At 59.1% G+C, this 12,239-nt stretch carries 10 protein-coding genes; 5 read left to right on the top strand and 5 right to left on the bottom strand.

Annotated features, from left to right (window positions below):
* Positions 1-11: 11 nt before the first annotated feature.
* Both recF and gyrB read left to right on the top strand, forming a co-directional pair.
* The gene (gene recF / locus ACM6IV_RS13115; RefSeq protein ID WP_003220208.1) at positions 12-1,115 is read left to right on the top strand and encodes a DNA replication/repair protein RecF; all 1,104 of its coding nucleotides are present in this window, start codon (positions 12-14) and stop codon (positions 1,113-1,115) included.
* Between the two features lie 5 nt (positions 1,116-1,120).
* The gene (gyrB, locus tag ACM6IV_RS13110; protein WP_007960764.1) at positions 1,121-3,538 is read left to right on the top strand and encodes a DNA topoisomerase (ATP-hydrolyzing) subunit B; all 2,418 of its coding nucleotides are present in this window, start codon (positions 1,121-1,123) and stop codon (positions 3,536-3,538) included.
* Between the two features lie 134 nt (positions 3,539-3,672).
* Here the strand turns inward: gyrB and ACM6IV_RS13105 are convergent, their stop codons facing one another.
* Entirely contained in the window at positions 3,673-4,392 is a 720-nt protein-coding gene (locus ACM6IV_RS13105) for a response regulator transcription factor (protein ID WP_414870322.1), read from the bottom strand.
* A 166-nt stretch (positions 4,393-4,558) separates the two neighbouring features.
* Between ACM6IV_RS13105 and ACM6IV_RS13100 the strand changes: the two genes are divergently transcribed.
* Entirely contained in the window at positions 4,559-6,091 is a 1,533-nt protein-coding gene (locus ACM6IV_RS13100; RefSeq protein WP_414870321.1) for an ATP-binding protein, read from the top strand.
* 167 nt (positions 6,092-6,258) lie between these two features.
* Here the strand turns inward: ACM6IV_RS13100 and ACM6IV_RS13095 are convergent, their stop codons facing one another.
* The 4 genes from ACM6IV_RS13095 to glyQ form a co-directional block, all read right to left on the bottom strand.
* A complete protein-coding gene (locus ACM6IV_RS13095) occupies positions 6,259-7,038 on the bottom strand; it encodes a lysophospholipid acyltransferase family protein (RefSeq protein ID WP_414870320.1) in 780 nt (259 codons plus the stop codon).
* An 83-nt stretch (positions 7,039-7,121) separates the two neighbouring features.
* Positions 7,122-7,661, bottom strand: coding sequence for a D-glycero-beta-D-manno-heptose 1,7-bisphosphate 7-phosphatase (gene gmhB / locus ACM6IV_RS13090; protein WP_194935684.1), 540 nt, complete (start codon positions 7,659-7,661; stop codon positions 7,122-7,124).
* A 4-nt stretch (positions 7,662-7,665) separates the two neighbouring features.
* Positions 7,666-9,720, bottom strand: a complete 2,055-nt coding sequence (gene glyS, locus ACM6IV_RS13085; RefSeq protein ID WP_414870319.1) for a glycine--tRNA ligase subunit beta — start codon at positions 9,718-9,720, stop codon at positions 7,666-7,668.
* Entirely contained in the window at positions 9,717-10,670 is a 954-nt protein-coding gene (gene glyQ, locus ACM6IV_RS13080) for a glycine--tRNA ligase subunit alpha (protein ID WP_057023233.1), read from the bottom strand. The genes glyS and glyQ overlap by 4 nt, the downstream gene beginning before the upstream one ends.
* 81 nt (positions 10,671-10,751) lie before the next feature.
* Between glyQ and ACM6IV_RS13075 the strand changes: the two genes are divergently transcribed.
* Positions 10,752-11,309 carry a DNA-3-methyladenine glycosylase I gene (locus ACM6IV_RS13075; protein WP_414870318.1) on the top strand — a complete coding sequence of 186 codons (558 nt, stop codon included), beginning with the start codon at positions 10,752-10,754 and terminating at the stop codon, positions 11,307-11,309.
* 40 nt (positions 11,310-11,349) lie between these two features.
* Positions 11,350-12,237 (top strand): lysophospholipid acyltransferase, encoded by an 888-nt coding sequence (locus ACM6IV_RS13070; RefSeq protein ID WP_095191112.1) that lies wholly within the window; start codon positions 11,350-11,352, stop codon positions 12,235-12,237.
* Positions 12,238-12,239 lie beyond the last annotated feature (2 nt).

Raw genomic sequence — 12,239 nt, 5'->3', positions numbered from 1 at the left:
GCTGACCCTGGATGTCTTTAAGTCGTGTTTCGGTCACCGCGGTGCGCAATCTGCACCCGGTGACCTTCTCCCCCTCCCCCCGCATCAACATTCTTTACGGCGCCAACGGCAGCGGCAAAACCAGTGTTCTGGAGGCCATTCATCTGCTGGGGCTTGCCCGTTCGTTTCGTAGCACGCGGCTGTTGCCGGTCATCCAGTACGAACAGCTCGCCTGTACCGTGTTCGGTCAGGTCGAATTGGCTGAGGGCGGCCACAGTGCGTTAGGGATTTCCCGCGATCGTCAGGGCGAATTTCAGATCCGCATCGACGGCCAGAATGCCAGAAGCGCTGCGCAACTGGCGGAGATCCTGCCGCTGCAACTGATCAACCCGGATAGTTTCCGTCTGCTCGAAGGTGCGCCGAAGATTCGTCGACAGTTTCTCGATTGGGGGGTGTTCCACGTCGAGCCGCGCTTCATGGCCACCTGGCAGCGTTTGCAGAAGGCCTTGCGCCAGAGAAACTCCTGGCTGCGACATGGTACACTTGACGCCGTTTCGCAAGCGGTTTGGGACAGGGAACTGTGCCAGGCCAGCGCTGAAATCGATGAATACCGCCGCGCTTACATCAAAGCCTTGAAACCAGTCTTTGAACAAACCTTGAGCGAACTGGTTGAGCTCGAAGGTTTGACGCTCAGCTATTACCGAGGTTGGGACAAAGACCGGGAACTGAGCGCCGTATTGGCCGGTTCCGTGCAACGGGACCAGCAAATGGGCCATACCCAGGCCGGACCGCAGCGGGCTGATTTGCGTCTTCGATTGGGCGCACACAACGCCGCGGACATTTTGTCCCGGGGTCAGCAGAAGTTGGTGGTCTGTGCATTGCGGATTGCCCAGGGGCATCTGGTCAGCCAGGCCCGCCGCGGCCAGTGTATTTATCTGGTGGATGACTTGCCGTCCGAGCTGGACGAGAGTCACCGTCGTGCGCTGTGCCGCTTGCTGGAAGACTTACGCTGCCAGGTGTTCATCACCTGTGTAGATCACGAATTATTGAGGGAAGGCTGGCAGACGGAAACGCCAGTCGCTCTGTTCCACGTGGAACAGGGCCGTATCACCCAGACCCACGACCATCGGGAGTGAAGGCATTGAGCGAAGAAAATACGTACGACTCAACGAGCATTAAAGTGCTGAAAGGCCTGGATGCCGTACGCAAACGTCCCGGTATGTACATTGGTGACACCGACGATGGCAGCGGTCTGCACCACATGGTGTTCGAGGTGGTCGACAACTCGATCGACGAAGCCCTCGCCGGCCACTGCGACGACATCAGCATCATCATCCATCCGGATGAGTCCATCACCGTTAAAGACAATGGTCGTGGCATCCCGGTAGACGTGCACAAAGAGGAAGGCGTTTCCGCCGCCGAGGTCATCATGACCGTCCTCCACGCTGGCGGTAAGTTTGACGACAACTCCTACAAAGTTTCCGGCGGTCTGCACGGTGTAGGTGTGTCGGTAGTGAACGCTCTGTCCGAAGAGCTGGTTCTGACCGTTCGCCGCAGCGGCAAGATCTGGGAACAGACCTACGTCCACGGCGTACCTCAGGCACCGATGGCCATCGTTGGCGACAGCGAAACCACCGGTACCCAGATCCACTTCAAGGCTTCCAGTGAAACCTTCAAGAACATTCACTTCAGCTGGGACATCCTGGCCAAGCGCATTCGTGAACTGTCCTTCCTCAACTCCGGTGTCGGCATCGTCCTCAAGGATGAGCGCAGCGGCAAGGAAGAGCTGTTCAAGTACGAAGGCGGCCTGCGTGCGTTCGTTGAATACCTGAACACCAACAAGACTGCGGTCAACCAGGTGTTCCACTTCAACATCCAGCGTGAAGACGGCATCGGCGTGGAAATCGCCCTGCAGTGGAACGACAGCTTCAACGAGAACCTGTTGTGCTTCACCAACAACATTCCGCAGCGCGACGGCGGTACTCACCTGGTGGGCTTCCGTTCGGCTCTGACGCGGAACCTGAACAACTACATCGAGCAGGAAGGTCTGGCGAAGAAGCACAAAGTCGCCACCACCGGTGACGATGCCCGTGAAGGCCTGACCGCGATCATCTCGGTAAAAGTGCCGGATCCGAAGTTCAGCTCGCAGACCAAAGACAAGCTGGTGTCTTCCGAAGTGAAGACCGCAGTCGAGCAGGAGATGGGCAAGTATTTCTCCGACTTCCTCCTGGAAAACCCGAACGAAGCCAAGCTGGTCGTCGGCAAGATGATCGACGCTGCCCGTGCCCGTGAAGCTGCGCGCAAGGCCCGTGAGATGACCCGTCGCAAAGGCGCGCTGGACATCGCCGGTCTGCCGGGCAAGCTCGCTGACTGCCAGGAAAAAGATCCGGCGCTGTCCGAACTGTACCTCGTGGAAGGTGACTCCGCGGGCGGCTCTGCCAAGCAGGGACGTAACCGCAAGACCCAGGCGATCCTGCCGTTGAAGGGCAAGATCCTTAACGTCGAGAAGGCGCGCTTCGACAAGATGATCTCGTCCCAGGAAGTGGGCACGCTGATCACCGCGCTGGGCTGCGGCATCGGTCGCGAAGAGTACAACATCGACAAGCTGCGCTATCACAACATCATCATCATGACCGATGCTGACGTCGACGGTTCGCACATCCGTACCTTGCTGCTGACCTTCTTCTTCCGTCAGTTGCCGGAGCTGATCGAGCGCGGCTACATCTACATCGCCCAGCCGCCGCTGTACAAGGTCAAGAAAGGCAAGCAAGAGCAATACATCAAAGACGACGACGCCATGGAAGAGTACATGACGCAGTCGGCCCTTGAAGACGCGAGCCTGCACCTGAACGAGGAGGCTCCTGGTATTTCCGGTGAAGCCTTGGAGCGTCTGGTAAACGACTTCCGCATGGTGATGAAGACCCTCAAGCGTCTGTCGCGCCTGTACCCGCAGGAGCTGACCGAGCACTTCATCTACCTGCCGGCCGTGAGCCTGGAAATGCTTGGCGATCACGCCAAGATGCAGGACTGGCTGGCCCAGTACGAAGTGCGTCTGCGCACCGTCGAGAAGTCGGGTCTGGTCTACAAGGCCAGCCTGCGCGAAGACCGTGAACGTGGTGTATGGCTGCCAGAGGTCGAACTGATCTCCCACGGCCTGTCGAACTACGTCACCTTCAACCGCGACTTCTTCGGCAGCAACGACTACAAAACCGTCGTCACCCTTGGCGCTCAACTGAGCACCCTGCTAGACGAAGGCGCGTACATCCAGCGTGGCGAGCGCAAGAAAGCGGTCACCGAGTTCAAGGAAGCCCTGGACTGGTTGATGGCCGAAAGCACCAAGCGCCACACCATTCAGCGATACAAAGGTCTGGGCGAAATGAACCCGGATCAGCTGTGGGAAACCACCATGGACCCAAGCGTGCGCCGCATGCTGAAAGTCACCATCGAAGATGCCATTGGCGCCGATCAGATCTTCAACACCCTGATGGGTGATGCGGTCGAACCTCGCCGTGACTTCATCGAGAGCAATGCGTTGGCGGTTTCCAATCTGGATTTCTGATCCCGGTTTGCGTCAAACAAAAAAGGCCGACGCATTGCGTTGGCCTTTTTTATTGGCAGATCAAAAGATCGCAGCCTGCGGCAGCTCCTACAGGTAATCCATGTAGGAGCTGCCGCAGGCTGCAATCTTTGACTTTATTCAGACGCCGACGCCACACTCTCCAATCGATATCCATATCCATAAATCGTCAGCAACTGCCAACCCCGATCCGCCGTCAGCCCCAACTTGTTACGCAGCCGATAGATATGCGTATCCAGCGGTCGCGAAGACGCTATTTCCTCATGCGGCCAAAACCGTTCATACAGATAATCCCGCGACAACGGTCGGCCCAGATTGCTGAACAGGCACCGGGCGAGTCGATACTCCCGCTCAGTCATGACGATAGGTTTGCCCTCGCGGATGACGGTCAGTTCCGCATCATCAAACGTCAGGTCATTGAAGCTCAGCGCTTCATTCGTGGCGCTGCGTGGCTGGCTGTGCCGACGTAGCACTGCGGCAACGCGGGCTTTCAGTTCATTGGGACGGAACGGTTTACTCACGTAATCATCGGCGCCAGCGTTCAAGGCCTGGACGATATCGCTCTCGCCATCGCGACTGGTCAGCATGATCGCCGCCGGCGGTGCTTCCATGTGTTCGCGAGTCCAACGCAGCAGCGCCAGGCCGGTGAGGTCGGGCAGTTGCCAGTCGAGAATCAGCAGGTCGAAGGTTTCCCGGCGCAGTTGGCGCAGCAGGTCTTCACCACGCTCGAAGCTGTGCAGCGACCACGGCTGCTCGCCAGCGTCGGCCATTTGCTGCAGGGTCTGCTCGACCCGGCGCAGTTCGGCGGGTTCGTCGTCCAGTATCGCAACACGCATTGGCGAAGGTTCCTTGTTGCTGGGCTGTTGGCTGATAACCATAGTCGCTCGGCCATTGCCGTGAAAGAAGCGATCCGCCATTGATCGACGTCCGCTATGATTCTTCGGTCTACGTCTCAGACCTGTGACCTATGAAACCATTCACCCTGCCCTGCCCTTTTTCCCCATGAACAATCATCGTCGGCGTGAAAGCCGTGAGCCGAGCCAAGTGCAGCGACTGTTTCGACAGCTGGTACGCGAGTGGTTGTGGATAAGTCTAGTGCTGTTGCCGCTGACTGCGCTGTTGTCGTATCGCGCTCAGGTCAATCTGCACGATGCAACGCCTGTTACGGGAGCGTTGTTATCGGTAGGGCTGGTGGCCTGTGTCCTCGGGTTGCTGCTGTGGCGACCACGATGGGCACTTTGGCTAACGTTGATTGGCATGGCGTGCGGGCTGCTGACCAGTGCCGGACTGGCGGAAATGCACCGCTGGTGGTCGCCGACACCGGCGGTGCTGGGTATGTTGTTCGGCTATTTGATCTGGAACTGGCGGCGTCTGAGCGTGGTGTTGACGTATTTCGGCTGGGAGCTGTCGCGGCTGGACAGCGAGCCGAAAGTTTTCCCCGAACGTCGTCGTACGCAATTTACCGGGGCTGATCGCTTGCAGGGGCAGATCATGGCGCTTGAACAGGCCATGAGTCGCACCCGCGATACCCGGCGCTTTATTGCCGACGGTCTGGAGTACTTGCCCGTCGCCACACTGATCAGCGATCCCAGAGGCCAGATCCTGTTGGGCAATCGCAAGGCTCGCCAACTATTCGACCACAATCTGGTGGGGGACGACGTCCTCGAGCAATTGGCGCGCCTCGGTTACCCGGAGTTGTCCACAGAGCCGCGAACGTCACTGTCGGCCATGCCGTTGTTGGAGTTTCGCGATCACAAGGAACGCAGCCTGCGCCTGGAGCGTGCCGCCCTGCTGCCGGTGGACGGGGACACGCCAATCGGTTGGCTGCTGAGCCTCACCGATCTCAGCGCCGAACGTGCTGCCGAGGAACAACGCGGAGTATTACTGCGCTTTCTTTCCCACGACCTGCGTGCCCCGCATTCGGCCATCCTCGCCCTCCTCGATGTTCATCGCCATCAGGCCGGGGCGGATTCGCCGTTATTCGACCAGATCGAGCGCCAGGTGCGTCGCGCGCTGGATCTGACCGATGGTTTCGTCTTGCTGGCGCGGGCCGAGTCCGAGACCTATCAGTTCCAGCCGAGCCTGTTCGCGATGTTGGTGCTGGATGTGCTGGATCAGGCGTTGCCCATCGCCCAGCAGAAACGCATCGAACTGCTGCACGACATGGATGAACAATCCCAGGAGCGCCTGATCATGGCTGATCAGGGATTACTCACGCGTGCATTGTTCAATCTGCTGGAGAATGCGATCAAGTACAGTCCGGTGGAGACCTCTATTCAACTGCGGGTCAGTTGCCACGAAGAGTGGCTACGTTGCGAACTGACGGATCAGGGCAAAGGCATCGCCGAACAAGAGTTACCTGATCTGTTCAGCCAGTACCGACGCTTTTCCTCGGCACAAGGGATCGACGGCGTGGGCCTGGGCCTGTCGATGGTCAAGGCAGTGATCGACCACCATGGCGGCAAAATCGAATGCCGGAGTGTGGTCGAACAAGGCACCACGTTCCTGCTCGAATTGCCGCTGATCCGCGAGTGAACGGGCACAAAAAAACCGGCTATATCAGCCGGTTTTTTACATCCTAAAAAAACTTATGCACCTTTTACGGTGTTTTATGAGCTTGAGAAATATATAGGTAAATCAACCGCTTAGTGTGAGTATTCAAGCCTTTTCAACAAAATCGTACACAGGTTATCCACAAAATCTCAGACAGCCACCTGATCATTTGCCACGGGTGCTTTTGGGGCTGGTGGCAGTGAACCCATTTCTCGTTGGGTCTTCTCGTTCCACGCTTGCACGCGGTCGTTCAGATCGGCGATGGCGCGAGGGCCAGTGCCTTCGGCGTACATCGGTTCGCCAATGACCACGGTGATCACCCCGGACTTCTTGCCCCAACCGATTTTTGGCCAGAACTTGCCGGCATTGTGCGCAATCGGCAGCACCGGAAGCGCCGCATTTACTGCCAAGGCACTGCCACTGCGGGAAAACTTGCCAATGGTGCCGTGAGGAACGCGGGTGCCTTCGGGGAAGATCAGCACCCAAACGTTGTCCTTGAGCAGTTCGTCACCCTTGGCCGCCACTTGTTTCAACGCCGCTTTCGGGTTGTCGCGATCAATCGCGATCGGGCGCAGCATGGCCATCGCCCAGCCGAAGAATGGCACATACAGCAGTTCGCGCTTGAGCACCTGGCTCAAGGGCGAAAAATAAGCGGAGAGAAAGAACGTCTCCCAAGTGCTCTGGTGGTTCGATTGAATCACGCAGGGCCGGTCAGGCACGTTTTCCGCGCCTTTGATTTCGTAACGGATACCGAGAAACACCTTGGTCAGCCACAAGGCACAGCGGCACCAATACACGTTGATAAAACGATAACGCGCCTTGAATGGCAAAAACGGCGCGATAAAAAAACTCAAGCTGCACCACAGCAGGGAAGTGGTGCCCAGCAGCAGGTAAAAGAGAAAAATCCTGATGGCCCGCAGTATCGACATAGTGACGTTTACCGTTACGGGGCAATGCCCGAGTGTTCAAGCGCACTCCCGATCAATCCCTGGTCAGGAACTTCAGAAGTACTCTAGTTGTGGATAAGTTCTGCGGCAATCGCCGCCAGATCGTCAAAAATCAGAGTGCCAACCGGCAGGGTTTTGCCCTGAGTCTTTGCGCCTTTTCCGGTCTTTACCAAAACTGGCTGTGAGTCGACGGCTTTGGCGGCCTCCAGGTCACCAAGGCTATCGCCGACGAACCAGACATTCGCCAGCGTCACGTTGTAATGCGCCGCGATGGTTTTCAGCATCCCCGGTTTCGGCTTGCGACAATCGCAGCCTTCGTCCGGGCCATGCGGGCAATACACGATCAGCCCGACTTCACCGCCCTGCTCCGCGACCAGTTCGCGCAAGCGCGCGTGCATGGCATCAAGGGTGGCGAGGTCGTAATAGCCGCGAGCAATGCCCGACTGGTTGGTGGCCACCGCCACCGTCCAGCCGGCCTTGCTCAACTGCGCAATCGCTTCGATCGAGCCGGGTAACGGAATCCACTCCGCCACTGACTTGATGTAAGCGTCGGAGTCGTAATTGATCACTCCGTCCCGATCGAGAATCAGCAGTTTCAACAGCAATCCCTCAACCCAGCAGCGAAATGTCGGCAACACCGAGGAACAGGCCACGCAGACGCGCCAGCAGCGCGTAACGGTTGGCCCGCACATTGGCGTCGTCGGCATTAACCATCACCGCGTCGAAGAATGCATCCACCGGCTCACGTAATGCTGCCAGGCGTGCCAGCGATTCGTTGTACTGACGGGCGGCGGCCATTGGCTGCACCGCTTGATCCGCTTGCTGGATTGCCGAGTACAGCGAGAACTCATTGGCGTTGTCGAAGTACTTGGCTTGCACCTCGGTCGGCACCGCGCCTTCGACTTTGCTCAACAGGTTCGATACACGCTTGTTCACCGCCGCCAGCGCTGCCGCTTCCGGCAGTTTGCGGAAGGCTTGCACCGCCTGCACACGCTGGTCGAAGTCCAGCGCCGAGGCTGGCTTCAGGGCACGCACCGACAGGTAGGTGGCAACGTCGACGCCTTCGTCTTCGTAACGCGCACGCAGGCGGTCGAAGATGAACTCCAGAACGGCTTCGTTGAGGCCGGCAGCCTTGACCTTGGCACCGAACGCACTAACGGCGAAAGCCACAGCGTCGTTCAGGTCGAGGTCGAGTTTTTTCTCGATCAGGATACGCAGCACGCCGAGTGCCGCACGGCGCAGGGCGTACGGATCTTTGCTGCCGGTTGGCAGCATGCCGATACCGAAGATACCGACCAGGGTGTCGAGCTTGTCAGCGATCGCAACGGCCGCGCCGGTCAGGGTTGCCGGCAGTTCAGCACCGGCACCGCGTGGCATGTATTGCTCGTTGAGTGCCAGCGCGACGTCTTGCGGCTCGTTGTCGTTCAGCGCGTAGTAGTAACCGGCAACACCTTGCATCTCCGGGAACTCGCCGACCATCTCGGTGGCCAGGTCGCACTTCGACAGCAGACCCGCGCGGGCCGCCCACGAGGCGTTGCCGCCAATGCGTGCGGCGATGTACGCAGCCAGTTTCGATACGCGCTCGGCCTTGTCGTACACGCTGCCGAGTTTTTCCTGGAACACCACGTTCTGCAGGCGATCGTTGAAAGCTTCGAGTTTCTGCTTCTTGTCTTGCTTGAAGAAGAACTCGGCGTCGGTCAGGCGTGGGCGAACCACTTTCTCGTTACCGGCGATGATCTGCTGTGGGTCTTTGCTTTCGATGTTGGCCACGGTGATGAAACGTGGCAGCAACTTGCCGTCGGCATCCAGCAGGCAGAAGTATTTCTGGTTGTCCTGCATGGTGGTGATCAGCGCTTCTTGCGGTACGTCGAGGAAGCGTTCTTCGAACGAGCACACCAGCGGCACCGGCCATTCAACCAGCGCAGTCACTTCGTCGAGCAGTGCTGGCGGAACGATTGCCGTGCCTTCCTGACGGGTCGCCAGCTCTTCGGTACGCTTGCTGATGATCTCGCGACGCTCGTCGGCGTCGGCCAGCACGTAAGCGGCACGCAGGTCGGCGAGGTAGCTCGACGGCGAACCGATGCGCACGCTTTGCGGGTGATGGAAACGGTGACCACGGGAGTCACGGCCAGCCTTCTGCGCGAGGATGGTGCAGTCGATGACCTGGTCACCGAGCAGCATCACCAGCCACTGGGTCGGACGCACGAACTCTTCCTTGCGCGCACCCCAACGCATGCGTTTCGGGATCGGCAGGTCGTTCAGCGAATCCTCGACAATGGTCGGCAGCAGGCTCGCGGTCGGCTTGCCGGCGATGTTCTGGCTGTAACGCAGTTTCGGGCCGCTCTGATCGATTTCGCTCAGATCGACGCCGCACTTCTTGGCGAAACCCAAGGCTGCTTGCGTTGGATTGCCGTCAGCGTCAAACGCCGCCTGACGTGGCGGGCCGTCGAGGTTGATGCTGCGATCCGGCTGCTGAGTCGCCAGCGCTGTGATCAGCACAGCCAGACGACGCGGCGCGGCGTAGACGGTTTTGCTTTCGTAGCTCAGGCCAGCGGCTTGCAGGCCCTTGTCGATACCGGCGAGGAACGCCTCAGCCAAGGTGTTCAGGGCTTTGGGTGGCAGTTCTTCGGTGCCCAGTTCAACCAGAAAATCTTGCGCACTCATTGTGCAGCCTCCAGCTTGGCCAGTACTTCGTCACGCAGATCCGGGGTCGCCATCGGGAAGCCCAGCTTGGCGCGCGCCAGCAGGTAGGCTTGCGCAACGGAACGCGCCAGGGTGCGCACGCGCAGAATGTATTGCTGACGCGCGGTCACCGAGATCGCCCGGCGCGCATCCAGCAGGTTGAAGGTGTGCGAAGCCTTCAGGACCATTTCGTAGCTCGGCAACGGCAGCGGCTGTTCGAGTTCGATCAGGCGCTTGGCTTCGCTTTCATAGAAGTCGAACAGTTCGAACAGTTTGTCGACGTTGGCGTGTTCGAAGTTGTAAGTGGACTGCTCCACTTCGTTCTGGTGGAACACATCGCCGTAGGTCACTTTGCCGAACGGGCCGTCAGCCCAGACCAGGTCGTAGACCGAATCCACGCCTTGCAGGTACATGGCCAGACGCTCGAGACCGTAGGTGATCTCGCCGGTCACCGGGTAGCACTCGATGCCGCCCGCTTGCTGGAAGTAAGTGAACTGAGTGACTTCCATGCCGTTGAGCCAGACTTCCCAGCCCAGACCCCAGGCGCCGAGGGTCGGCGATTCCCAGTTGTCTTCGACGAAGCGAATGTCGTGGACCAGCGGGTCCAGACCGACATGCTTGAGCGAGCCCAGGTACAGTTCCTGGAAGTTGTCCGGGTTCGGTTTCAGGACGACCTGGAACTGATAATAGTGCTGCAGACGGTTCGGGTTTTCGCCGTAACGGCCGTCAGTCGGACGGCGGCTCGGCTGCACATAGGCGGCGTTCCAGGTTTCCGGGCCGATGGCGCGGAGGAAGGTCGCGGTGTGGAAAGTGCCGGCGCCTACTTCCATATCGTAGGGCTGAAGTACCACGCAACCTTGCTCGGCCCAGTATTGCTGGAGCGCGAGGATCAAGTCTTGGAAGGTACGCACGGCTGGCGTAGGCTGGCTCACGAAATTCACCTGTTTCTTGGGCTGCGATTTAAAGAGCGGGAGTATACCCGATTCGTTGCTGCGCACGCCCCCTGGAGCCTTATGCCACGCTGCTTTTGGTGTACCGAAGATCCGCTATACATGGCTTATCACGATCAGGAGTGGGGCACGCCGCTACGCGATGCGCAGGGTTTGTTCGAGTTGCTTTTGCTCGAAGGGTTCCAGGCCGGGCTGTCCTGGATCACCGTCCTGCGCAAACGCGAGCGTTATCGCGAGGTGTTGTTCGGCTTCGATGTGCAGCGTGTGGCGCAGATGAGCGACGCCGAAATCGATGAATTGATGCTCGATCCCGGAATCATCCGCAACCGTCTCAAACTCAACGCCGCCCGGCGCAATGCCCAAGCCTGGCTCGCCTTGGAGGATCCAGTGGCGTTTCTCTGGTCGTTCGTCAACGACCAACCGATCATCAATCATTTCAAGGATCGCAGTGAAGTCCCGGCGATCACCCCCGAGGCCGTCGCCATGAGCAAAGGCCTGAAAAAGGCCGGGTTCACGTTCGTCGGACCGACCATTTGCTACGCGCTGATGCAGGCCTCGGGCATGGTCATGGATCACACCCAGGATTGCGACCGCTACGCGCAGCTCGCCAACGGCGGTTAGAATGGCCGCCTCGCGCAACGCACAAGATCAGGAGTGACCTGTGGAAAAGTTTAAAGGCGCCTTGCTGGTAGGCGCTCTGCGGCTGTTTGCCCTGCTGCCATGGCGGGCCGTGCAAGCCGTGGGTTCGGCGATCGGCTGGATCATGTGGAAAACCCCCAACCGCTCCCGCGACGTGGTGCGGATCAACCTCGCCAAATGTTTTCCACAGATGGACCCGGCCGAACGTGAGCGTCTGGTCGGCCAGAGCCTGAAAGACATTGGCAAGTCGCTGACCGAAAGCGCCTGCGCGTGGATCTGGCCGGCGCAGCGTTCGATCGATCTGGTGCGCGAAGTCGAAGGCCTCGACGTCCTCAAGGATGCGCTGGCTTCGGGCAAAGGTGTGGTCGGCATCACTAGCCACCTGGGCAACTGGGAAGTGCTCAACCACTTCTATTGCAGCCAGTGCAAACCGATCATTTTCTATCGCCCGCCGAAGCTCAAGGCGGTGGATGAATTGCTGCGTAAACAGCGTGTGCAACTGGGCAACAAAGTCGCCGCATCGACCAAAGAAGGCATCCTCAGCGTCATCAAGGAAGTGCGCAAAGGCGGTGCAGTGGGTATTCCCGCTGACCCGGAACCGGCCGAATCCGCCGGGATCTTTGTACCGTTCTTCGCCACGCAGGCGCTGACCAGCAAATTCGTGCCGAACATGCTGGCCGGTGGCAAAGCCGTCGGCGTGTTCCTGCATGCGCTGCGCCTGCCCGACGGATCTGGCTACAAGGTCATCCTCGAAGCGGCGCCGGAAGCCATGTACAGCACCGATACCGCCGAATCCTGCGCAGCGATGAGTAAAGTCGTCGAGCGTTATGTGGCGGCGTATCCGAGCCAGTACATGTGGAGCATGAAGCGCTTCAAGAAGCGTCCGCCGGGCGAAGCGCGCTGGTATTGAGC

Origin of the sequence: Pseudomonas sp. IT-347P (genome assembly GCF_949768005.1) — a bacterium.
GTDB lineage: Bacteria > Pseudomonadota > Gammaproteobacteria > Pseudomonadales > Pseudomonadaceae > Aquipseudomonas.
This window is presented reverse-complemented; position numbering and strand designations above follow the sequence as displayed.